The following is a 21,654-nucleotide window of genomic DNA, read 5'->3' on the forward strand; positions in this document are numbered from 1 at the left end:
CGGGTTCTGGCGGCGCAGGTGCACTAGTACGGTGATGCCATGACCGCCGAACCGCCCTACCTCCGCATCGCCGGGGAGATCCGCCGCCGTATCGCCTCGCGCGAGCTCGCGCCGGGCGATCCGGTCCCCTCCACCCGCCGGATCACGCAGGAGTGGGGCGTCGCGATGGCCACCGCGACGAAGGCCCTCGGCGTACTGAACCAGGAAGGGCTGGTGCGGGCGGTGCCCGGCGTCGGCACCGTGGTCGCGGAGAGCGGCCGGGAGCGCGCCACGACGCACGGCCCGCAGCTCAGCCGCGAACGCGTCATCCGTACGGCGATCGCGCTCGTGGACGCGGAGGGCCTGGCCGCACTCTCGATGCGGCGGATCGCGACGGAGTTCGGCACCTCCACCATGGCGCTCTACCGCCATGTCCCGAACAAGGGTGAGCTCGTCCGGCTGATGTCGGAAGCGGTGTTCGGCAGCGGCCCGCGCGGCCCGCGGCCGACGGGCTGGCGCCCGCTGCTGGAGCGGGAGGCACGCTGGCTGTGGAAGCAGTACGAGCGACACCCCTGGCTGGCCCGGGCCATGGCGGGCCTCACCCGCCCGATGGCCTCCCCGAACGCGATGCGGTACACCGAGCGGGTCCTGAGCGCCCTGACCGGCCTCGGCCTCACCCCGGAGCAGATGCTGCACATCCACCTCACGGTGCTCGGTTACGCCCAGGGCATCGCGATGGCCGTGGAGCTGGAGACCCAGGCACGGCAGGACAGCGGCATGACGGCGGACGAGTGGATGACGGCGATCGAGCCCCGCATGGACGCGATCCAGACGCCCACGGCCTACCCGGTGCTGTCCACGCTCTTCGACGAGGACGGCTTCGAACTGGAGCTGGGCACCCTCTTCGAGTTCGGACTGGCCCGGGTGCTGGACGGGGTGGCGGTGCTGGTGGCGGGGGTGGGGGTACGGGCGGAGGGGGGCTGACGCGGCGGGGCGGGGCGGGTGACCGGGGGCCGGTGGCGTAGCTCGGCGCCATCGTCATTGGGAGACCAAGGCCGCATCCTCGGCACGGTCACCGCCGGCCAGGCGGACCGCGTTCCCAACGATGCGATAGACGCCATGGCTCGTCCTGTCAGCCCCTCTTGATACAACTGCATACGTAGTTCGTGACGAGATGAGGGGACTCGGCCATGCCCAGCGACTTTTCAGATGCGGCGCCAGTTGTAGGGCTGTACGAAACGCTCATCACACGTCGACTCGAAGAGCGAATGAAGCAGTTCGACGCCACGGGCTGGCGCTCCGTTGATGCCCTTGTTGGCTCGGAATCTGCGCCACATGTGCTCTCGCGCCACATCGGAAACACTGTGCGGAAGGTACTTCAAGGGTTGTCGCCCGCGGAGCAAGTGCTCGCCGCCAACCACATCCTGGAGTCCCTCAACACCATTGAAGGCGCGACACAGTGGGTCGATCTCGTCACTGAGGGCCCACGACAACTCCTCGCCGTTGCTGAACAGGAAGCTCCGGGCGTGTACGCCATCCGTCCGGCGACCCCGCTCTCCGACACGGCACTGATCACCAACTCGCCCGAGGACCCCAGTCTCGGCTTCGAGCTCCGAGCCGAGCTAGCCACTGCCGATCGTGTTGACCTTCTCTGCGCATTCGTGAAGTGGCATGGGCTCCGCGTTCTCGAGCAGGCACTAACCTCCGCGCGCACTCGTGGCGTACCCATCAGGGTGCTGACAACGACGTACATCGGTGCCACAGAACGTCGCGCCTTGGACCGGCTCGTCCGCGACTTTGGGGCAGAGGTGAAGGTCAACTATGAACTCCGCTCCACCCGGCTCCACGCCAAGGCATGGCTCTTCAGGCGAGACAGTGGATTCGACACGGCGTACGTAGGCAGCTCGAACCTGTCCAAAGCTGCACTCCTTGACGGGTTGGAATGGAATGTACGGCTGTCATCCGTTGCGACGCCGTCCGTCCTACGCAAGTTCGAGGCTACGTTCGACGCGTACTGGAGTGACCAGGCCTTCGAGTCATACAACCCCGACGTCGACGCCCACCGACTAGACGAGGCGCTGTCACACGCGGGCGGCACGAACCAGCTAGCCCGCACAAGCATCACCCTCTCCGGCCTGGAGGTCCGTCCGTATCCACATCAGCGGGACATGCTTGAGCGTCTCGAAGTCGAACGCACCGTGCACGACCGACATCGCAACCTGCTGGTCGCCGCGACAGGAACCGGCAAGACCGTCATGGCCGCTCTGGACTTCAAGCGCCTTCGTCAGAGCCTCGGCCGTGATCCACGTCTTCTCTTTGTCGCTCACCGCAAGGAGATCCTTGAACAGTCCCTCCGCGTCTACCAGAACGTCCTCGTCGACGCGAATTTTGGCGAGCTCTTCTTCTCTGGCGAGATTCCCGAAAACTGGACCCATGTCTTCGCTAGCGTCCAGTCACTCAACGGACGTTCACTAGAACGGTTCACTCCCGATCACTTCGACGTCATCGTGATCGATGAGTTTCACCATGGCACATCGCCTACTTACCGAAAGATCCTCGATCACTTCAAGCCACAGGAACTCCTCGGCCTCACCGCTACTCCCGAGCGTATGGATGGTCAGAACATCCAGGACGAGTTCTTCGACGGTCGGATCGCTGCTGAGATGAGACTCTGGGAGGCCCTAGAAAACGACCTCCTCAGCCCATTCCACTACTTCGGCATCACTGACAACACCGATATGACTGCGGTCGTTTGGAAACGTGGAGCCTACGACTCGACGGCTCTCAGCAATCTATTCACCGGGAACGACGCGCGCGCCAGGCTTGTGATTCAGGCAGTGAAGGAAAAGATTACGGACCCAGGTTCCATGCGAGCGTTGGGTTTCTGCGTCTCCGTGGCCCATGCCCATTTCATGGCAGATTTCTTCCGCCGCGCCGGCCTCAACGCGCTGGCTCTCTCTGGAGAGACACCACGTCACGAGCGCAAGGCCGCCCTCGATGAGCTGCGAGCAGGCACGCTGCAAGTGATCTTCTCCGTAGATCTGTTCAACGAAGGCCTGGACATCCCAGACGTCGACACGTTGTTCCTTCTGCGTCCTACTTCCAGCGCCACCGTTTTTCTACAGCAATTGGGACGCGGGCTCCGCCGCACTGAGGAAAAAGCGGTGCTCACAGTTCTCGACTTCATCGGACAGCACCGCAAGGAGTTCCGTTTCGAGGAGCAATTCCGCGCTCTTACCAACCAGACGCGTAATCGTCTACTGGCGAGCATCGAGCAAGGATTTCCGCAGTTGCCATCTGGCTGCCAGATCATCCTCGAAGCCAAGGCCAAGACCTTGATCATGGACAACATTCGCAACCAAATCGGGGTCAACGTCACGCAGCTAGCCCGCGAGGTAGCTTCCTACGCCGAACCTCTCCTTGCCGACTACCTCAGGGAGAGTGCTCGGGAGCTCAGGGAGCTGTACCGAGGCAACGGAAACTCCTGGACGGGGCTACTCCGTCGCGCCAAGCTCCTCGGTGCAACGGGACCAGACGGTGAGGCGGCGCTCCTCAAGCGCGTCTCGGCATTCCTCCACGTCGATGACCCGCTACGCCTCGCCGTGTACAGCCAACTCCTGGCCGATGACGCTCCTTCCTACGGCGAACTCTCCGAGAAGGACCAGGCTTTTGCCCGCATGTTCTTCTTCTCGCTCTGGCCACTGGGCGGAGGGTTTGCCAGCTATCAGGATGGCTTCGACACCCTTCGCACCCAGCGAGTCTTCCGTGACGAACTCCGCCAAGTTCTCGCCCATGTCCTCAATCAAGCGGACCATGTCCCTATCCCCCTCCTCGGTGCGCATGCCAGCCTTCCTCTGTCAGTCCACGCCTCGTACAGCCGCTCCGAGATCCTTCCAGCACTCGGCCTGTCGACAGTTGGAGGCTTCATGCCTGGGCACTTCCAGGAAGGCGTGCGCTGGTGCCCTGGCATCGAGACCGACGCACTCTTCGTCACGCTAGAGAAAGACGAGCGGGACTTCTCCCCGGAGACCCGATACAAGGACTACGCTCTCAACGACTCCCTATTTCATTGGGAATCCCAAAACTCAACCTCAGAAGCTTCGGCAACTGGCATCCGCTACCAGACACACATCGAAAAGGGAACCAAGGTACTGCTGTTCGTTCGACGATACAAGAAGACAGACATCGGCGGACCTCAACCATGGGTGCTGCTTGGCCCAGCCAACTATGTCAGCCACAAGGGAAGCAAGCCGATGGGCATCACTTGGAAACTCGAGCATCAAATGCCGGCTGACGTTTGGACATATTCAACCGTAGCCAGCGCCTAGCCCTTACACTTACGCATAAATGATAGGAGAAAGCTCGTGGGATACCCTTCACAGAATGACGATGTAAACAATTATGGTGACCTTGACGGAGAGGAAAGCGACTCTTCGGATGAAGTCTCGTCGAGCGACGTACAACGCGCCGTCGTAACAGACACCGATTGGACAACAGAAACTATTCTCAGCCAGCTGCGACGTGGAAACATTCAACTGAACCCACGATTCCAGCGTCGCGACGCTTGGGATAAGGCACGTAAAAGTCAGTTCATCGAATCACTCATCCTAGGCCTCCCCATCCCCCAGATCGTTCTGGCCGAGGACAAAAAGCGCCGCGGGAAGTTCATTGTCCTTGACGGGAAACAACGACTCCTCGCCCTTCGTCAATTCGCCACGGGATCCAGCTTGGCCGCTCCAGAGGAATCCGAATCTTTCGAGGGCTTTCCCCTCACAACACTAAATGTCAGAAAGGATCTAAGGCTCAAGACTCTCGCGAAGATGGAGAATGACAGCGAACTCGACGATGATCTCAACGCATTCCTGAACGAAACAATCCGCACGGTAGTTGTTCGACGCTGGCCCAATGAAGAGTTCTTGAATCTAGTATTCCTGCGCCTCAACACAGGGAGCGTGAAACTTTCGCCGCAGGAACTTCGCCAAGCACTGCATCCCGGCAACTTTACTGACTACTTGGACGACGCCGCATCAGCCAGCGAATGGCTCAGGCAGGCGCTGCGAATCAAAAAGCCAGATTTCCGAATGCGTGACGTGGAGATAATGCTGCGATTCTTTGCATTCCAATATCGACTGAATGAGTACAGCGGAAACCTCAAGGCTTTCCTTGATGGCACAGTCAATCACCTGAACGACGCATGGGAGAATCAGGAAGAGGACATCAAGGAGGTTGCAAAACGCTGCGAAAAGGCGATCGCAACAACATTTGAAATTTTCGGAGAAAACGCCTTCTACCGCTGGTCAAAGGACGGATACGAGGGCAGGTTCAACCGTGCGGTTTTCGACATCATGACCTATTATTTCTCCGACGAGAATGTGGCAGAATTTGCGATTTCAAGGAAAGAAGCAGTAGAGGGCGCTTTCAAGAATCTGTGCGAGAGCGACACTGAATTCGTTGAATCAATTCAAACCACCACGAAAACTCCCACGGCAACACACCGGCGCCTTGCTCGCTGGGGCGGCCGCCTTGCGGCAGAAATCGACGCTCCGGTTCAGATTCCCAGCTTCAGCGACAATCGACTCTTCGCGTAGAGAGGCGTAGCGTGCCGTCTGTCCGCTTCAAGGTTCTCTCGCGCCGAGTATCCGAGCTCCGCGAGAATCTACTGCCCCGCGAATTTTCCGCGATCGGGTTGTACTCGAACAGAGTCTATGAACGTGCACGTGGATTCAGGGTGCTCGCTCATGCTGAATTTGAATCCTACGTAGAAGATCGAGCTATCGAAGTAGTAAACGACGCACACGTCATTTGGGGCAAGAGTGGAGATATACGCCCTTGCCTATTGGCGTTAATGGCTCACCGCGAAGCAAAAATGAACATCCCAGATGCCATTTCCGACCTCACAGACAGAGTTCAGAAATTTCCAACGCTTCATGCGCGAATCGAGTTCGAAAAGCGCCAGTACACTCACTACGTAAAGAAACAGAATCATGGAATAAAGGAAAGGAATCTCCTCCGCCTACTCCTCCCGCTCGGCGTGACGAAGGACGAGTTCGACTCAACGTGGCTGACTGCAACTGAGAGCTGGGCGTCATCGAGGGGAGAGATCGCACACACCTCCGCAAAAGTGCAAGTGCAGATAAATCCGCGATCCGAGCTAGACACGGTTCGCGAAATACTCAAGGGTTTCAAACGAATAGACGGGATCCTAAATAGCAAATAGATATCTCAGGCTGAGATCAAGGGCGTCCGCAAAATGAGCTCCGACTGCCGAGTGAGGCCCCACTCGGCAGTCAGCTCGCCGGGATCGAATCTTCCGCGTACGCCACAGAACTCTCAATCATGGGCTAGATTTTCAGCTCAGCCACCTGCCGGGCCCGCTCAGCAAGTTCCCGCACCGCCCGCACCCTGCGGTACGGAACGAGCCGCTTCCGCATGGTGTCGAAGTGGTCGTCGCCTCGGGCCGTCGACAACCCCGCGTAGTCGTCGAGGAAGGTGTCCCAGGTGGCACACGCTTCCTCGATGTGGCCCAGTTCGTATTGTCGGTGGGCCATCACCGCGTTGGCATGCAGGCGTCCTTGTCGTTCCTGCTTGGGTTGCGTCCTGATCGAGGTCTTCAGAGCGGCGATCGACCCCGGTAGGTCCTTCGTCTCGTAGAGGACATGGCCGACGTGGAACTGGTACGCCGTCTCGTCGTACCCACCGATGGCCTCCCGCCGTGAGTCAGCCCGGGAGAGTGCCGCCTCGGCCTCACGCAGTCGCGTGAAGGCCTGCTTCCGGTCGCCGACCAGCGCTGCCGCGTGTGCCTGCTGCCCGCGCAGGAAGGCGACCAGCCGGGGACCCGCCTTCGGTGCGGCCTCGGCCGCGGAATCCGCGAGTTTCAAGGCCGTCGCACCATGGCGCAGACTCGACGCCTGGAGGCTCATGCCGCGCAGCGTGCGGCAGTACGTCACATGGTCACCGGCTTCCGTGGCGAGCTTCAACGCCTTGACGTAGTAGCGCTGCCCGAGGCCGTGCTCCCGCTCGTACATCGCCATCCAACCGGTCAGGTAGGTCAGGTCCGACGCAGCGGAGAGCATGTCGCTTCTCACCTGTGCGGTGGCCGATGCCCGGAGGTACGGCGCGACGGTGTTGACGAGAAATGCCGCGGCCATCGGCCGCGCATGGCCGCCACCCAGCTCGTCGAGGATGTCCGCGATGCGGTCGGTCATCGTCCGCACGGTTGCCACTTCTTCCGGCCCGATGCGCCCGGTGGGTTTCGTTGCGCGCTCCCGCTCCTCCGCCTGTGCCTCACCGGCGAAGAGGGGAACGGCAAGGGCTGCCGAATACATCCCCACGGCCAGGACACCGCGTCGCGAGGGGTCCATGTCGGACCTTCCCAGATCCAGAAGCGACTCGACGGTATCGCCGTCGTGAGGGGCCTCACCCCGACTCGGCTGTCGCAGACCGGCCTCGGCGTACGTCAACGGCCGGCCGATCCTGCGTTCGAGAACTTCAAGGATGATCCGCCTGACACGTTCCCTCGGCTGTGTCCCGCTCAGCCAATGGGAGACCGCCGAGTGGTCGTACTTGAGGGTCATCCCAAGCTGATCACCGAGTCGGTTCACAGCGTTGGCGAGCTGCGTACGTGACCATTGTGCCTGCTCAAGCAGGGTTTCGAGTCCCGTATTGCGGTCGCCCTGGGGTTTCTTGGCCATTGCCAACTCCCGGATGATTCACGGCTTTCACGGTCACGGCTCCCACTCACGGTACCCGGACATGCACGTCCCGCAGTTAGCTCTTCACACACCGCAATCGAAACCGGACAAGAGAGGAGCACATGATGACTGCCGTGGCAGGGGGCCAGGCTTCCGACCCTGATGTCGTCGGGTGCGAGGCGCTACCAGTCGATCTGGAGGGCATCACCGACTCGGTGGACAGGGCACTGGCCATCACGTTGTGCATGCCGGATCGGCAGGAGATCGACTCCATGGCGAACCGGTTGCGCGGGGCGCTGAACCTGTTCCTCGCCGAGGATCTCGGATTCTCCGCGAACCAGGAGGCGCGGCAGATGAGCAGCTCCGCCCATCGCCTTCTGGAGTTGACGTCTCGCCCTGACGCCGAGACTCCTCAATTCACGGCCTTCGAGTACATGCGTGAGCTCGCGCGAGTGACGAGATACTTCGTCGGCCTCTGGCAGGAGCGTCATCCCTCAGGTGGCCACGATGGATGACCACGGACCGGTGAAAGTTCCACTACCTGTTCGGGTGCCCGGCGCGGCATTGCGAGCATTGCTGCGAATCGAAGCCGTCGACTCACAACCCCTACATGCCCAGGGTGCGGACGAGGGCTTATCGACACCGAACTCCGTGAACCCAACTACCCACATGCTGCCCTCCCCCGAGACCCTGACGTGGGACCAATCCGCCGGACGCGCCTGCGTCTGGTGCAAGCGCCTGCTCACCACGGGCGCCGTCTTCGTCGGCGTCATCCCGGATCGCCTCGAAGCACACGTACTCGACACGAAGGTGTGGGCCGGGCCTTGCTGCTCGGCGCGATCCACCTGACTTCTCTCTGACCCGTTCTTCAGAAGTCGCTGATAGACAACGGAATGGGGGTCGGGAGCGTCTGGAGGAATATCGGGTTCAGTTGGGGCCCGGCCGCGTGACGGGCTCTGGGGGCGGGGTATGGAGAAACACAGAGGTACGGGGCGGGAGGCGAACGCGTACGAGCGGGTCCTCGCGGAGGATCGTCGGGTCGTGCGCGGGACCTTCCGTGTGAGTGTCGGCGGTGCCCATGCCGGGCTCGCCGTAACGGTCCTCGTCGTCTCCCTGTTCGCCGTCGTCGGTGGTGCCCTGTGGGCTCTGGTCGTCAGCGGAGTGGTGGCGTTCGCGTGCGTTGCCGCCCTCTTCCTTGTTGTTCATCGCGGGCGCCGTGGGTCGGCTGCAGTGACGCGCGCTTACCTCCTGACCTTCGGCTGGGCCCGTTGGCTGTGATCACGCCGGGGGTTTTCGGCATGGGCAGCCCACATGTCGATACCCCCTGTGCACCCCTGGAGTGGCAGTGTCACAGGGCTATCGGTTGATAGGCGAGGGCTTGGGTCCATCGCTTCATCGGGCGACAGGTCACGCTCCGACGGCCAGAGAATCAACTCGCCGACATGGCCGGAAGGGCAGGCCAGGGCCCGGTCGAGTCCACCCAGGAGGAACACCGCATGACCCCAGCGCCCATAGAACTGCGCACGTTCACCGGACTCGACACGATCCGCGGCGATCTGCTCGATGTGTACGCCGATGTGCGCGCCCCGCTTCTCCACCTGCCGAACTACGCGGTCACTGCGTTCGGTGAGCGCATAGACCGGCACAGTGCCGAGCCAGGTTTCATGGCCGTCCTCGCGTACGTGGAAGACCAGCCGGTCGGCTACGCGTACGGCAACACCATCGCGCACGGTGACCGGTACTGGCAGCGCATCCGCCCAGCGCCGGCAGAGAAGTACACCGCGCGTCCGGCTGTCGCTCTGAAGGAGATCGGCGTCCGGGCGGCTCGGCGGAAGACCGGCGCCGCCCGCCGTATCCATGACGCCCTCCTCGCCGCACGCGACGAGCCGTTCGTCACCCTCATGGTCAACCCGGCAGCCGGAGACGGAAGGGTCCACGCGCTCTACGAATCGTGGGGTTACGAGGACATCGGACGCAGTCAGCCGTCACCGGCCTCGCCGGTGCTCACCGTGATGATCCGCGTCAATCGCTGACCGGGCCCAACTCAGCAGGTCCCTGTGGAACGGTCAGGAAGGGCGGGCAGTCGCGGGCGGTCGTGCTCGGCGCCCGGGGCTCGGGTTCCGGGACCCGAGCTCCGGACAGGCCGTTCACTCCTTCGTGGGGTGTAGAACGGGGGTCGGGCCCGGCGCTTGAGCTTCGGGGTTCGGGGGGCTGGATTCGGGGGTCGGGATTCGAGTGGTGTCTGTCCCCGGTAGGGGAAAGAAGGGGTTCAGGAAAACCTTCCCGCCCTCCCTGACCCGTCACGGCCAGCAAGTATGACTAATCGTGACCAGCTTGCGGCGTGGAGTCGCGACTGCTTACGGTGCCCACAACTGAACGACCCCGACGCGGTGTTGGAAGCACCAGGCCGGGGTCTCACCCCAAGATCGTTAGGACCCGATCTCGTGGCTACCGAGCACCCTAGCTCCGCCCTGCGCGCACCCGCATCCTCACGCCCGTACCGGAAAGCCCCGCACGGTTACGGCAAGCGGTCCGCTCCCGGACAACGCCCGGCCGGTGCTGCGGACTTCGCCTTCCTTCCGGTGCGCGAGCGGTACATCGCCGGATACGTCGACCGCCTTCCCGACGGTGCCGCCATGGACATCAAGTCCCTCGCCAAGGACCTTCCGCTGTACGGGCAGATGGCGATCGGCAGCGCTCTGCGAGCCCTGGGCGTGGCCGGGCATCTCCGTCACGTACGGTGCCGCGTCGAGCATCTCGGTCAGAGCCGCTGGGTCACCCTCACCTACTGGTCCCGCGCCGCCCACGACAACGAGTGGTGGACCACCCACCTCTCAGGTGAGGACGGCAGCAAGGCCACGAGCGTCGAGGCCACTCCCCCGCCGACCGAAGCGGCCACCGAAGCACCGTCACCTACCGCAGCACCGGCACCGACACGCGCACCGGAACCCGCCCCGGCACCGGCCGCCCGGCCCGCCACCGCCTCGCCCGCCTACCTCGTCCTCGCCCGGCTCGGGCAGCGCGAACCCCGGCTCGGTCTCTCCGCCGCCGACTGCCGGGTCCTGGAGGACATGGCCGCGCAGTGGTTCGCACGTGGCGTGACCGCCGACCACCTCGTCCACGCCCTCACCTCCGGCCTCCCCGAAACGGTCAGCTCCCCCGTCGGGTTCGTACGCCGCCGCCTCCTCGACAAGCTCCCGCCGGACCTCCCCGCCGCCCCGGAACCCTCCGTCGCCCTCACCCGCCGCCTGCTGGTCGAATGCACCGACTGCGGAGCCCCCGGGGCCCCCGAAGCGATCCTCGACGGGCTCTGCCGCACCTGCCGACCGAGCCCTCGGAACGACGCCCCCCAAGCCTCCGAGGCCCTCGAAGCCCCGGCAGCCTCTGCGGCAGCCGCCGAGCGCGATGTCCACGCGCTGGTCGGCAACCTCCGCGACATGCTCCGCGCCCCGTAGCCGACCCGCGTCGGGCCCGGCCGGAAACAGGTCCCGGGGCGGCGCTAGCCTGGCGGCCAGGGGGTGGGGTTGTGGACGACCTGGAGATCTTCGCGTCGGCACTGCGCGGCGACGACGTACGGCTGAGGGAGCTGGCCGGAGAGCACGGCCTCGTGTGTACGGCCGCCGAGCCGGCCAGCGTGTTCCTGATCAGGCCCGCCGACGACGGTGGGCAGCGGGGGACGCTCGCCGTCGTCGGTGCGAGTGGCGGCGGCAGCGTCGGCAAGGTGCGGCTGCCCCGGTCCTTCCCGGTGCGCCGGATCGGGTACGACGGCGGCTGCTTCGTCCTGACCGCCGGTGACGGCCGCGAAGTGCGCGGCACGCCGGGTCAGTTCGGCGTCTGGCCCAAGATCGTCACAGCTGAGCACAATCCGGCGTACGAGCAGCACCTGGAGGAAGCCTTCCTGGCGACCCACCTCCTTCCCGACGGGCCTCGCGAGCCCTCCGCCGTCGGCCTCCCGTCCCCAGGGGCGGCGTGGGGTGAGCTTCCGGCCGACGAGATCGTCCGACGGCAGTACGTCGTCGTGCCGGCCGCCGGGCAGGAACTGTCGGTGAGCTTCGACTGTGCCGGGCCGGAGAAGGTGGCGGAGCTGCTGCCCCACACCCGTGAGGTCGTCGCGGATTTCGGCCAAGTCCGCCGTACGGGTGCGGAGTTCCTCTGGGACTGGGGTGCGAACGGCGACGAGTCCGAGGAGGACCGCGTCGGCTTCCTGGACGCTGTGGCGCCCACCGACCTGGTCGTCTTCCGCTCCGGTGACTTCGAGGTCCACTTCGACGACGCGAGCGGGCGGTACTTCCCCGACGGCTACTGGGGTGCCGTCCAGTACCGGCGCGACATGACCCCCGAGTCCGGGACGATGGAGGCCTGACCGGCACACCGGCGTGACCGGCGCCCACCCATGACCGGCACCCACCCGTGAAAGCCATCCACCCGTGACCGCCGCCCCCACGCGTGACCGCCGCTGCGGACGGCCTGCCCGTGAACGCGCGTACCCGTGCGTACCACCCGGGAACCACCGCGCTCCCTCCTGCCGTCCTCACGCGCGAACCTCCGTACGAGTCACCCCGAGTGCCGTGCGGGCCACGTCACGTACCCGAGGAGAAGCATGATCGCCCACGGCAGCACACGACCACGGACCAGCGGCACGGGAAGCACGGGCGACCCGTCGCGGCGTGGCGCCCGTACCGTTCTGTCGGCCGGCTCGCGGGCGGCGGTGCTCGTCGCGGTCGTCCTGGCGGCCACGACCGCCTGCAACCCGTTCCCCTCGTCCTCCTCCTCGTCCGGCGGCAGCCAGAAGGCCAAGGACTGGGCGGTCGGCGACTGCGCCGGGCCGGACACGAGCAAGTCCAAGGACGGTTTCCAGGCCCTCGACTGCGACGACCCCAAGGCGACGCTCAAGGCGCTGGAGGTCCAGGACGGTGCGATATTCGCCCAGTCCGTCCAGTGCCCGGCCGGCACGGACGAGATCATCTCGGTGAAGGTCTCCTTCGGCGGCGGCGACGCCTCGACCAGCGGCATCCCCACCAAGACCGTCTGCGGGCGCAACCTGTCCGGCGAGCATCCCGGTGACGCCGGCGCGGGCGGCGGCCAGTTGGTGGTCGGCGACTGCGTGGACGACGAGGCGAAGGAGATCGCCTGCGCCGGTGCGAGCGGCGCGGTGAACAAGGTCCTCGCCCTGACCAAGACCGCCGAGGAATGCCCGGCGGCGGCGAACAGCCCCATCGACCTGTTCCCGAGCCCGGGCCGTCCGTACGACACGATCTGCGCCTCGGCCGCCTGACGACCCGGGGCCAATGCCTCGGCGCGAGGACAGACGAGGCCCACCGCCCGGGGGCGGGGACGACATGCCGTCCCCGCCCCCGGGCGCGGCGCGGCCCGCCGCCCCGCGCATCACCCAACTCACGTGACCCACCCCCTCACCCGCCGCGCCCGCTCCACGAAGTGCCGCGCGACATCTTGACCTGTCCCTGACGAGATGGCTTTATGGGAGCGCTCCCATTCCCCCCACCCTTTCCGATGCTCAGGTCCCTTGGCGCTCACTCATCTGGAGTCGCAGTGAGAACAGCAAGAGGTACGGCACGCAGTAACCCCGTCATCGCCCTGTTGGCCGCCCTGGCCACCCTCCTCGGGCTGGTGGCCCTCGGCGCCCTCGGCCCCGCGACCGCCCAGGCCCAGGAACGGGCCGGTGAACAGGCCGAGCCGGCCGAGGCCGCGGCCGCCACCGGTCTCCACATCAGCGACGGCCGCCTGCTCGAAGGCAACGGCAACGACTTCGTCATGCGCGGCGTCAACCACGCCCACACCTGGTACCCGGGTGAGACGCAGTCGCTGGCCGACATCAAGGCGACGGGCGCCAACACCGTCCGCGTCGTCCTGTCCGACGGCCACCGCTGGACCGAGAACGGTCCCGCGGAGGTGGCCGGGATCGTGGACCAGTGCAAGGCCAACCGGCTGATCTGCGTCCTGGAGGTGCACGACACCACCGGCTACGGGGAGGACGCCGCGGCCGGAACGCTCGACCACGCCGCCGACTACTGGATCAGCCTTCAGGACGTCCTCACCGGCGAAGAGAACTACGTCATCATCAACATCGGCAACGAGCCCTGGGGCAACACCGACCCCGCGGGCTGGACCGCACCCACCACCGCCGCCGTCCAGAAGCTGCGGACCGCCGGCTTCGAGCACACGATCATGGTGGACGCGCCGAACTGGGGCCAGGACTGGCAGGGCGTCATGCGCGCCAACGCCCAGGCCGTCTACGACGCCGACACCACCGGCAATCTGATCTTCTCGATCCACATGTACAGCGTCTACAACACCGCCGAGAAGGTCACCGAATACCTGAACGGCTTCGTGGACGCCGGACTGCCCCTCCTCATCGGTGAGTTCGGCGGCCCCGCCGACCAGTGGGGCGACCCGGACGAGGACACCATGATGGCCGTCGCCGAGCAGCTCGACCTCGGCTACCTCGCCTGGTCCTGGAGCGGCAACACCGACCCGATCCTCGACCTGGTGATCGACTTCGACCCGAGCCGGCTCAGCTCCTGGGGTGAGCGCATCTTCCACGGCGTCAACGGCATCGCCCAGACCTCCAGGGAGGCCACGGTCTTCGGCGGCGGCAACCCGGGCGACACCGAGGCCCCGACCGCTCCCGGCACGCCGACCGCCTCCGCGGTGACGGCGACGTCCGCCGCCCTCACCTGGGCAGCGGCCACCGACAACGTTGCCGTCGCCGGTTACGACGTGGTCCGCGTCAGCGGCGGATCCGACACCACGGTCGCCGCCTCCGCGACGAACAGCGCCACCGTGAGCGGCCTGACCGCCGACACCACGTACACCTTCGCCGTCTACGCCAGGGACGCGGCCGGGAACCGCTCCACCCGCTCGGCCACGGTGAGCGTCACCACCGACGAGGACGGCGGCACACCGGGCGTGGGCTGCACCGTCGGATACCGCGTGGTCGGCGACTGGTCGGCGGGGTTCCAGGGCGAAATCGTCATCCGTAACACGGGCACCTCCACCATCGACGGCTGGACGCTCGGCTTCGCCTTCGCCGACGGCCAGACCATCAGCAACATGTGGGGCGGAACCCCCGCCCAGAGCGGCGGCACGGTGAGCGTCACCCCCGCCTCGTACACCGCGTCCATCGCGGCCGGCGCGTCGGTCACCGTCGGCTTCACCGCTGCGCGCGGAGCCGCGAACACCGCTCCGACCGCGTTCACCCTCAGCGGCGCCACCTGCGCCACCGCCTGACCCGGACCGGACGCCGGCCGGCCTCGGGGCGTACGCATCCGAGTCGGCCGGCACGGCGGCCCCGGCCGCTGCCCCGTTCACCCCTTCGGTGAGCGGGGCAGTCCCAGCTCACCGGCCCGCAGCCCGGCCTGGAAGCGGGAGCCGGCCTCCAGCTCGGCCATCAGCTGGGCCACGCGCCTCCGGTACGTACGCAGCGAGACGCCGAGCCGTCTGGCCGCCGACTCGTCGGTGAGTCCCGAGCCGAGGGCCTCCAGGATCATGCGGCCGTCGGCGTCGAGGTGCGGGGCGTCGCCGCGCAGATAGGTGTCGAGGTCCGCGGAGTTGTCCCAGATCGCGCGGATCAGCGAGTGGACGCCGTCGACCAGGTTCGGTGACGTCGTCACCGTGTACTCACGGCCGGTGGGCGTCTCCCGGCCTGCCAGGATCATCACCCGCCGGTCGATGATGATCGTCTCGTGCGGCAGCGGCGAGCCGCTGATCCGGACGATCGCCCCGCTGCCCTGCACCAACCGCAGATGCGCGCGGTACTCCTCGTCGGCGAGCGCCACCGGGCTGAGCAGCTTGTGCGAGGAGAACCCCGGGGAGTCCGTCGCACGCATCCGGCTCCGGACCGACGCCCTGGCCTCCGGCTGCGACCATGTCCTGAGGTCCCGGGCCGCGCACAGGAACTCCGTGAACGCCGACTCGAAGAGATGACCGGCACGCGCGACGAGCTCCGCGTCCCCCTGGACCGAGAACACCTGTTCATTGCGCACCCCACCAGTCTGGCAGCAAGCTGCCACGAGCTCGCCGGGATTCTTGGTCGCCGACAGCATGAAGCCATGACGATCAAGACTTTCCCCCTCGGCGGAGACCTGACCATCAACCGGCTCGGCTTCGGCGCGATGCGCCTGGCGACGGGCACCTTCCACGGTCCGACGCGAGACCCCGGGACCGGTATCGCGGTGCTCCGGCGCGCCGTGGAGCTGGGCGTGAACCACATCGACACGGCCGCTTTCTACGTCAGCGGCGCCGTACGGGCCAACGAGCTGATCCGTACGGCGCTCACCCCCTACCGTGACGACCTGGTGATCGCGACGAAGGTCGGGCCGCTGCCCGGACCGGACGGCATTCCGAGCGGACAGGCGACGCCCGACCAGCTGCGCGGCCTGGTCGAGACGGATCTGCGGGACCTCGGCCTGGACCGGTTCGACCTCGTCTACCTGCGGGTGGGCGCGATGAACGGACCCGGCGGCGAGTCGATCGCGGAACGCTTCGCCGTGCTGGCCGAGCTCCGCGCGGAGGGGCTGATCCGGCACCTGGGCGTCAGCAATGTCGACGCCGCCCAGTTCGCCGAGGCCCGGGCGATCGCGCCCGTCACGGCGGTGCAGAACCAGCACTCCGACGACCTGGGGCTGCTCACGGAATGCGAGGCGGCGGGCATCGCGTACGTCCCGTACTTCCCGCTCGGCGGTGGCGGCAACCCGCTCGGCACCGAACGGCTCGGCAAGGTCGCGGCCCGCCTGGGCGCGACCACCGCGCAGGTGCAGATCGCCTCGCTCCTGGCATCGTCCCCCTCGGTGCTGGCGATTCCGGGCACCGGATCCCTCGCCCACCTGGAGGAGAACCTCGCGGCGGGCGACCTCGCCCTCGACGACGAGGACCTGGCCGCCCTGCGAGACTGACCCGAACTCCCTTATCTGTACGACGGCTTCACCGGCCGGCCCCGGGGACCTCCGGGGCCGGCCGGTCGTCCACCCGGGCGTCCGGAATCGAGTCGAGCAGCTTCTCCCACTCCGGGTAGGCGGCGAGCTTCCGCCGGTGCAGCGCGAACATCTTGGAGCGGATCTCCGGATCGTCGTCGTCGGAGAAGCGGACCGCGTGCAGCCTCGCCAGGGCCGGGATGATCACCAGGTCCCCGGCCAGATGGACCGGGTCGTGCATATAGCGCTCCAGGGCCGCCAGATCCGCGATCCCCGTGCAGTACCCGTGGGTGAACCCCTCCGCCGGGTCGCCGAGATCGGGGCCGACGGTGGAGAAGGACACCGACTCCACCGTTGCCGTACGCCGCATGGCGGCCAGCACCGCGGCCTGCCGCTCCGGTCCGACATCGTCCTTGAAGCTGAACCTCAGAGTGTTGACGATCACGTCGGTTCCTTTCCATGAGGGTAGCGAATTCTGAACCAGCGGGTTCAAACTAGGGGCACTCCCAGGAAGTGGTCAACGCGTTCTGGAAAACTGAACCAACTGGTTCAATCAAGTAGGCTCGAACCGCGCTACGATGGGACCGTGACAGCACGCGAGGCGGCACGAGAGGCGGCACCGAGGTCCACGCGCGGACGGATCGACACACGGCGCGCGATCCTGGACGCCGCCTTCGCCGTCTTCACCCGTCGCGGTTACGCCCAGGCGTGCATGCAGGAGATCGCGGACGAGGCACGGGTGGCCAAGCCGACGCTCTACAACCACCTGCGGGACAAGGAAGCCGTCTTCCGGCACGCGATGGAGAGCGCGGCGGAGTCCGTCGCCGCCGAGAACATCAAGGCCGTGGACCGGCTGCGGGACCCGGGGCCGGATCTGCCGGCCGCCCTTGAGGACGTCTCCCGCCGGATGCTCAAGGTCTGCTGCTCCGAACGCTCACAGGCCCTGCGCCGCCTCGCCTTTGCCACGGCCGCCGACTTCCCCGACCTGCTCGAAACCGTGCACACGCGCACCTCGCTCGGCCTCACCGAGGCACTGGCCGACCGTCTGGCACGGCTCGCACTGACCGGCCGACTGCGCCCCTGCGACCCCGAGGTGGCGGCCGGGCAACTGCTCGCGCTGCTCACCGGCCCGATGGAGGCCACGTCCGGCCTGGGCACCCGCAAGGTCCCCGCCGCCCGGACGAACGCGATTGCGGCAGCCGCCGTCGACACCTTCGTCCGGGCGTACGGGCCCGCCGCGTAACAACTACGCTCGCGAAGGCCGGTGTTCACGGGCAGTGGGTGCGGGTGCCGACGGTACGGAGGAGGGGAGCTGACCTTCGACCCGCTCACGGGCAGACGGTTCACGGTCGGCTTCCCCTTACCCCGGAACGCTTCCGGGGCAAGGAAGGGGAGCTGTTCCATGGCTCGCACCGCCCACCATCCGCCCGTCAACGACCTGTTCCGTAGCGCCCGCAGACCGAAACGGGTCACGACGTTCCGCTACTCGTCCGCCGAACGCGCCTCGGCGGAGAAGGAGGGCCGCAGACCCGTCCCACGGATGAAGGTCTTCCACACCCGTTCGATCGAGTCCGCGACGGCCCGCCACTACGGAGGGAAGAACGTCGGGCTTGAGGCGTCGTACACCGAGACCCGCACGCGGACAGCGGTGCGCGACCGCCTGACGAGGATCCGCCACCTCATTCGCGCAGGCTCCGACTACGGCCACGTGGAGGTCCCGGTCCAGCAGACCAGGCATGCCGCACTCCGGGATGCCTGGTAGCGGAACACCCCCCGTACGCCGCCCGATTCACGGATTCACGCGGGCCGCCGCAAGGTTGCCGAGGATGGCTTCGACCGTCCGGGCCGGGGTCTGTTCCGAGTTGTCCAGCCAGAGTCCGATGCGTGGCGTCTCCCGCTGGAGCACCTCGTCCAGGGCCTCGATCGTCCAGGCGCCGTAACCGGCCTTCGGGCGTTGCGACTCCCTGGCCCGCACAGCGGCGCGCGACGGGGCGAGGACGACGACGTACAGCGGGCGGGTGCGGACCGTCGTGACGTAGTCGGCGAGATCCGGCCCCAGGACGATGTCCTGCACGACCGCGGTCCACCCGTTGCGCGCGTACTCGTCGGCGACCATCGCGGAAAGCCCGTAACGGAGCGCCAGCTGGGCCGAAGCCTCGGCGGTCGCCTGCGGCAGGAGTTCCTCCCGGCCGGAGACCAGCATCCGCCGGAAGACGTCACCGCGCACATGGGCTGCCCGGGGTAGCCGTCCGGCCAGGAGTTCCGCCACCGTCGACTTCCCCGAGGCCATCACACCGGTGATCAGGACGACGGCGGAATCCAGCTCGGTACCCATAGCGGCTCTCTTCCACAGGAGCGGCGCCGGGAGGCCGGCGGCAGCGGCTCGGACGTCGGCTCATATTGGCACGCAGCCAGGTATGTGATCCTGGTTCCATGGCTGATCAGCGTGAGGTTGTCATCACCCGGTGGCCCGGTCCGGGGCCGGTCACCGAGGACGGGCTGACCGGCCTGCTCGCCGCCTACCACCTGGCCACGGAGGCCGAGAAGGGCACGCCCGTCGGCGCTGCGGCCGGGCTGCCGGAGCGCTACCGTGCCGAAGTCCTGGACCCGCGGGCCGCGTTCGCCGGCGATGTCGTGCTGGTCGCGTCGAGCGGGGACACCGCCGTGGGCTGCGTGGTCGTGACCGCGGCCGACGGAGAACGGTCGGAGATCAAGCGGCTCTGGACCGACCCCGCGTTCCGCGGCCGACGCGTGGCCTCCGGCCTGATCGAGGCCGCGCTCGCCCACTGCGCCGAGAGCGGTGTCGGCGGGGTCCGGCTGTCGGTGTGGGACTGGCGGGCGGGCGCCATCGCCCTGTACGAGCGGCTCGGCTTCAGTGTCACCGAACCGTGGGACGAGCGGGACCGGCTCGTCTGCATGGAGCGCACCGTCTGACCTGTCGACGGCCACGCGCGCGGTGTGACCGACCGACGTCCACGCGCACCGCGTGGCCGCCCACCGCCCGGTGGCCGAGCCGGCCTCCGTGCACGAGGACGCCGGTGCCGGGCGACTGCTCGGCAAGACGGTCGTGCTCGCTCCCTGATCACGCCCTGACCGCACCGACCGGGCCGCCCGCCGTTCGCTCTCCCACCGGTGGGCGGCCCGGAGGTTCGACAGCGTCCGCACCCGCGACCGTCGGCATCGGCGAGGCCGTGCGGCAGGCCGGCCGGGTCGCCCCGGACCTGTTGTGCGAACGGGGCGTTGTCAGACCCGTCCGGCATGCTGCGGAGCATGACCGAAGACGACTTCTGGCAGCTCATCGAGGACTGCCGGCCCGCCGCCCCCGACCCGGAGGCGGAGCTGCTCGCCCCCGCGCTGACCGAGCGCCTCGCCGCCGGTCCCGTATCGGCCGTGACCGGCTTCGCAGAGCAGTTGTCCTGGGCCCTGTACCGGCTGGACCGCCGGGAGTTCGGCGGTGAGCTGTCGGGGGACCAGTTCCTCTACACACGCGCCGCCGTGGTCGCCGCCGGGCGCCGGGAGTTCGAGCGCGTCCTGGCCACGCCCGGCCTGTTCCGGCCGTACGCCGCCGAGTTCGTCTGGGCCGAGCCGCTGCTGTACGTGCCGGACGAGGCGTACCTGATCCTCACGGGCGAGGAGTGGGACGGCGCCACCCGCTACAGCTACGAGTCGTACTCCAACGCCGAGGGGTGGGCCGGGACCGGCCGGTGAGTGCGGTCCCCGCCCCTACTTCACGCCCAGGAGTTCCAGGATCCTGTTGACCGCTTCCAGGACCGGTTCCCCGACCGTGCCGACCGTCGCGGCGATGCCCGCGACCGCGAGGAGCGCCCTGTGCCGTTCCTCGGGCGGGGTGCCCGTGTCGCCGTCGATGGCCGTCACGGAGTCGTCGATCGTCCGCGCGTTCAGGGGAGAGACCTGGTCTCGCAACTCCTGTACCAGCAACAGGAGTTCCCGTAGGGCTGCTTCGAGGGCGGGGGGCGCCGACGGGGTGGTGCCGGGTGTCGTCCGGCCCTTCACGATGCCGTAGTTGCCCGTCCCGCCGTGCATGTTGACGATGTCGCCGAAGTTGTAGTTGTTGCCGTCGGCGCTCATGCGTTGGTGATCCCCACGTTGCCCGATCCCCCGTACATGTTGACGTTGTCACCGAAGTGGTAGTTCTGCGGGCTGCTGATCATGAGCCGCTCCACCCGGACGTGGAACTCCGTCTCGGGGTTCTCGATCGCGTTGGCGATGTAGCCGACGAGCTGCCTGAGGTGCTCCGCGTTCCGGCCGGTCACCATCGCGGTGGACGGTCCCGCCGTCTCGATCGCCACGACGTGGTGCGAGGCCGCTGTCAGCACGGTGAGCAGGTCGGTGACGTACACGACGAACGCCACGAGGCCGACGAACCAGGCGAACTTCACGAAGCCATCGCTCTCGCCCCTGCCGAGGAAGGCGATCTGGCCGATCATCGTGAGGATCAACAGCACCGCCAGCGTGATACCGACCCGCTTCAGGAAGCGCATGGTGGCTTCCTGGCGCTTCGGCGTCAGGATGAAGGTGTACACCCGCGCGATGTTGTGCAGCGGGTAGGCGGCGCCCCCGACCCAGAGCAGCCGCTTGCTGATTCGAAGCTCCACCGTCTGCGCCGACACTCTCACCGGCTCCGGCCGGTTGTGCCACGGCCGTTCCTCCGCACCCGGTTCCTGCATACCGACCCCCCGATGGTGTGCATCAACTCCTTGCTGTCGAAGGTATCTGAAGTGTTGTCAGATGCGGAGAGGGCTTTCTCGGCGACCGACCTGATTCAGACAAACGTCCCCGCACCCCGTGCGGAGGCCGGCTACGGGGACGCGGGGCGGGCGTCAGGAAGTGGGCCAGTCCCGGTAGCGGGTGGGGCGATACGGGCGTCGTCGCCGTCCTTGGGGATGATCGCGTCGCCCTTCACCGCGGGGAACATTCCGGCCCGGTCGTCCGTCGTGACGGTGCGCTCGCCCCCGCGGGCCGCGAGCGTGATCCGGCCGGGCTCGTCGAGCGGGAAGACGTCGGCACCGGCCACGTTGCCCGTGCCACCCCCG

Annotated in this window: 23 protein-coding genes; 16 read left to right on the plus strand and 7 right to left on the minus strand. The window is 66.9% G+C overall.

What is annotated here, in order from left to right:
• Positions 1-39 precede the first annotated feature (39 nt).
• The 4 genes from OG524_RS13445 to OG524_RS13460 all read left to right on the plus strand — a co-directional run bounded on the left by OG524_RS13445 (position 40) and on the right by OG524_RS13460 (position 6,196).
• Positions 40-963: a TetR/AcrR family transcriptional regulator C-terminal domain-containing protein gene (locus tag OG524_RS13445; RefSeq protein WP_405810355.1), complete on the plus strand. Its 924-nt coding sequence runs from the start codon at positions 40-42 to the stop codon at positions 961-963.
• A 206-nt stretch (positions 964-1,169) separates the two neighbouring features.
• Positions 1,170-4,307, plus strand: a complete 3,138-nt coding sequence (locus OG524_RS13450) for a DUF3427 domain-containing protein (RefSeq protein WP_405810357.1) — start codon at positions 1,170-1,172, stop codon at positions 4,305-4,307.
• 36 nt (positions 4,308-4,343) lie between these two features.
• A complete protein-coding gene (locus tag OG524_RS13455; RefSeq protein ID WP_405810359.1) occupies positions 4,344-5,567 on the plus strand; it encodes a DUF262 domain-containing protein in 1,224 nt (407 codons plus the stop codon).
• A gap of 11 nt (positions 5,568-5,578) precedes the next feature.
• The gene (locus tag OG524_RS13460) at positions 5,579-6,196 is read left to right on the plus strand and encodes a HEPN domain-containing protein (protein ID WP_405810361.1); all 618 of its coding nucleotides are present in this window, start codon (positions 5,579-5,581) and stop codon (positions 6,194-6,196) included.
• A gap of 124 nt (positions 6,197-6,320) precedes the next feature.
• Here OG524_RS13460 and OG524_RS13465 read toward each other — a convergent pair whose 3' ends face one another.
• The gene (locus OG524_RS13465) at positions 6,321-7,670 is read right to left on the minus strand and encodes a hypothetical protein (RefSeq protein ID WP_405810363.1); all 1,350 of its coding nucleotides are present in this window, start codon (positions 7,668-7,670) and stop codon (positions 6,321-6,323) included.
• A gap of 122 nt (positions 7,671-7,792) precedes the next feature.
• On the opposite strand from OG524_RS13465, the gene OG524_RS13470 reads away from it, so the two are divergent.
• The 7 genes from OG524_RS13470 (at position 7,793) to OG524_RS13500 (ending at position 14,918) form a co-directional block, all read left to right on the plus strand.
• A complete protein-coding gene (locus OG524_RS13470) occupies positions 7,793-8,185 on the plus strand; it encodes a DUF6415 family natural product biosynthesis protein (RefSeq protein WP_405810365.1) in 393 nt (130 codons plus the stop codon).
• Between the two features lie 454 nt (positions 8,186-8,639).
• Positions 8,640-8,948, plus strand: a complete 309-nt coding sequence (locus tag OG524_RS13475) for a hypothetical protein (RefSeq protein ID WP_405810367.1) — start codon at positions 8,640-8,642, stop codon at positions 8,946-8,948.
• A gap of 218 nt (positions 8,949-9,166) precedes the next feature.
• Complete coding sequence (locus OG524_RS13480; protein WP_405810369.1) at positions 9,167-9,703, plus strand: GNAT family N-acetyltransferase; 537 nt, start codon at positions 9,167-9,169, stop codon at positions 9,701-9,703.
• Between the two features lie 411 nt (positions 9,704-10,114).
• The gene (locus OG524_RS13485; RefSeq protein ID WP_405810371.1) at positions 10,115-11,125 is read left to right on the plus strand and encodes a MarR family transcriptional regulator; all 1,011 of its coding nucleotides are present in this window, start codon (positions 10,115-10,117) and stop codon (positions 11,123-11,125) included.
• Positions 11,126-11,196: 71 nt separating this feature from the next.
• On the plus strand, positions 11,197-12,033 hold the full coding sequence (locus tag OG524_RS13490) for a hypothetical protein (RefSeq protein WP_405810373.1): 837 nt from the start codon (positions 11,197-11,199) through the stop codon (positions 12,031-12,033).
• A gap of 237 nt (positions 12,034-12,270) precedes the next feature.
• Positions 12,271-12,945, plus strand: coding sequence for a hypothetical protein (locus OG524_RS13495; protein ID WP_405390574.1), 675 nt, complete (start codon positions 12,271-12,273; stop codon positions 12,943-12,945).
• 275 nt (positions 12,946-13,220) lie between these two features.
• Positions 13,221-14,918 (plus strand): cellulase family glycosylhydrolase, encoded by a 1,698-nt coding sequence (locus tag OG524_RS13500; protein WP_405390573.1) that lies wholly within the window; start codon positions 13,221-13,223, stop codon positions 14,916-14,918.
• Positions 14,919-14,995: 77 nt separating this feature from the next.
• Here OG524_RS13500 and OG524_RS13505 read toward each other — a convergent pair whose 3' ends face one another.
• Complete coding sequence (locus OG524_RS13505) at positions 14,996-15,673, minus strand: DNA-binding response regulator (protein WP_405390572.1); 678 nt, start codon at positions 15,671-15,673, stop codon at positions 14,996-14,998.
• Positions 15,674-15,739: 66 nt separating this feature from the next.
• Between OG524_RS13505 and OG524_RS13510 the strand changes: the two genes are divergently transcribed.
• The gene (locus tag OG524_RS13510) at positions 15,740-16,582 is read left to right on the plus strand and encodes an oxidoreductase (protein WP_405390571.1); all 843 of its coding nucleotides are present in this window, start codon (positions 15,740-15,742) and stop codon (positions 16,580-16,582) included.
• Positions 16,583-16,610: 28 nt separating this feature from the next.
• Here OG524_RS13510 and OG524_RS13515 read toward each other — a convergent pair whose 3' ends face one another.
• Positions 16,611-17,045, minus strand: a complete 435-nt coding sequence (locus OG524_RS13515) for a Dabb family protein (RefSeq protein ID WP_405810376.1) — start codon at positions 17,043-17,045, stop codon at positions 16,611-16,613.
• Positions 17,046-17,186: 141 nt separating this feature from the next.
• Here OG524_RS13515 and OG524_RS13520 point away from each other — a divergent pair, with 141 nt between their 5' ends.
• Entirely contained in the window at positions 17,187-17,843 is a 657-nt protein-coding gene (locus OG524_RS13520) for a TetR/AcrR family transcriptional regulator (protein WP_405390569.1), read from the plus strand.
• A gap of 159 nt (positions 17,844-18,002) precedes the next feature.
• Positions 18,003-18,362 (plus strand): hypothetical protein, encoded by a 360-nt coding sequence (locus OG524_RS13525; RefSeq protein ID WP_405810378.1) that lies wholly within the window; start codon positions 18,003-18,005, stop codon positions 18,360-18,362.
• 27 nt (positions 18,363-18,389) lie between these two features.
• Here the strand turns inward: OG524_RS13525 and OG524_RS13530 are convergent, their stop codons facing one another.
• Positions 18,390-18,935: an AAA family ATPase gene (locus OG524_RS13530; RefSeq protein ID WP_405810380.1), complete on the minus strand. Its 546-nt coding sequence runs from the start codon at positions 18,933-18,935 to the stop codon at positions 18,390-18,392.
• Positions 18,936-19,033: 98 nt separating this feature from the next.
• Between OG524_RS13530 and OG524_RS13535 the strand changes: the two genes are divergently transcribed.
• Positions 19,034-19,534, plus strand: coding sequence for a GNAT family N-acetyltransferase (locus OG524_RS13535; protein ID WP_405810382.1), 501 nt, complete (start codon positions 19,034-19,036; stop codon positions 19,532-19,534).
• Between the two features lie 336 nt (positions 19,535-19,870).
• Positions 19,871-20,308 (plus strand): DUF4240 domain-containing protein, encoded by a 438-nt coding sequence (locus OG524_RS13540; protein WP_405810384.1) that lies wholly within the window; start codon positions 19,871-19,873, stop codon positions 20,306-20,308.
• A gap of 15 nt (positions 20,309-20,323) precedes the next feature.
• On the opposite strand, the gene OG524_RS13545 is transcribed toward OG524_RS13540, so the two are convergent.
• The 3 genes from OG524_RS13545 to OG524_RS13555 all read right to left on the minus strand — a co-directional run bounded on the left by OG524_RS13545 (position 20,324) and on the right by OG524_RS13555 (position 21,635).
• The gene (locus OG524_RS13545) at positions 20,324-20,689 is read right to left on the minus strand and encodes a hypothetical protein (protein WP_405390564.1); all 366 of its coding nucleotides are present in this window, start codon (positions 20,687-20,689) and stop codon (positions 20,324-20,326) included.
• Positions 20,686-21,216 (minus strand): DUF6232 family protein, encoded by a 531-nt coding sequence (locus tag OG524_RS13550; protein WP_405810386.1) that lies wholly within the window; start codon positions 21,214-21,216, stop codon positions 20,686-20,688. Before OG524_RS13550 ends, OG524_RS13545 begins: the two co-directional genes overlap by 4 nt.
• A gap of 203 nt (positions 21,217-21,419) precedes the next feature.
• On the minus strand, positions 21,420-21,635 hold the full coding sequence (locus OG524_RS13555) for a hypothetical protein (protein WP_405810388.1): 216 nt from the start codon (positions 21,633-21,635) through the stop codon (positions 21,420-21,422).
• Positions 21,636-21,654 lie beyond the last annotated feature (19 nt).

This window comes from Streptomyces sp. NBC_01520 (assembly GCF_045040375.1).
Taxonomy (GTDB): Bacteria; Actinomycetota; Actinomycetes; order Streptomycetales; family Streptomycetaceae; genus Streptomyces.

Excerpts from the sequence above, each read along its gene's own strand:
- OG524_RS13450 (WP_405810357.1), top strand. The coding sequence starts at position 1,170 with ATGCCCAGCGACTTTTCAGATGCGGCGCCAGTTGTAGGGCTGTACGAA.
- OG524_RS13465 (WP_405810363.1), bottom strand. The coding sequence starts at position 7,670 with ATGGCCAAGAAACCCCAGGGCGACCGCAATACGGGACTCGAAACCCTG.
- OG524_RS13530 (WP_405810380.1), bottom strand. The coding sequence starts at position 18,935 with ATGGGTACCGAGCTGGATTCCGCCGTCGTCCTGATCACCGGTGTGATG.
- OG524_RS13535 (WP_405810382.1), top strand. The coding sequence starts at position 19,034 with ATGGCTGATCAGCGTGAGGTTGTCATCACCCGGTGGCCCGGTCCGGGG.
- OG524_RS13510 (WP_405390571.1), top strand. The coding sequence starts at position 15,740 with ATGACGATCAAGACTTTCCCCCTCGGCGGAGACCTGACCATCAACCGG.
- OG524_RS13545 (WP_405390564.1), bottom strand. The coding sequence starts at position 20,689 with ATGAGCGCCGACGGCAACAACTACAACTTCGGCGACATCGTCAACATG.
- OG524_RS13540 (WP_405810384.1), top strand. The coding sequence starts at position 19,871 with ATGACCGAAGACGACTTCTGGCAGCTCATCGAGGACTGCCGGCCCGCC.
- OG524_RS13480 (WP_405810369.1), top strand. The coding sequence starts at position 9,167 with ATGACCCCAGCGCCCATAGAACTGCGCACGTTCACCGGACTCGACACG.
- OG524_RS13525 (WP_405810378.1), top strand. The coding sequence starts at position 18,003 with ATGGCTCGCACCGCCCACCATCCGCCCGTCAACGACCTGTTCCGTAGC.
- OG524_RS13470 (WP_405810365.1), top strand. The coding sequence starts at position 7,793 with ATGATGACTGCCGTGGCAGGGGGCCAGGCTTCCGACCCTGATGTCGTC.
- OG524_RS13495 (WP_405390574.1), top strand. The coding sequence starts at position 12,271 with ATGATCGCCCACGGCAGCACACGACCACGGACCAGCGGCACGGGAAGC.
- OG524_RS13475 (WP_405810367.1), top strand. The coding sequence starts at position 8,640 with ATGGAGAAACACAGAGGTACGGGGCGGGAGGCGAACGCGTACGAGCGG.
- OG524_RS13445 (WP_405810355.1), top strand. The coding sequence starts at position 40 with ATGACCGCCGAACCGCCCTACCTCCGCATCGCCGGGGAGATCCGCCGC.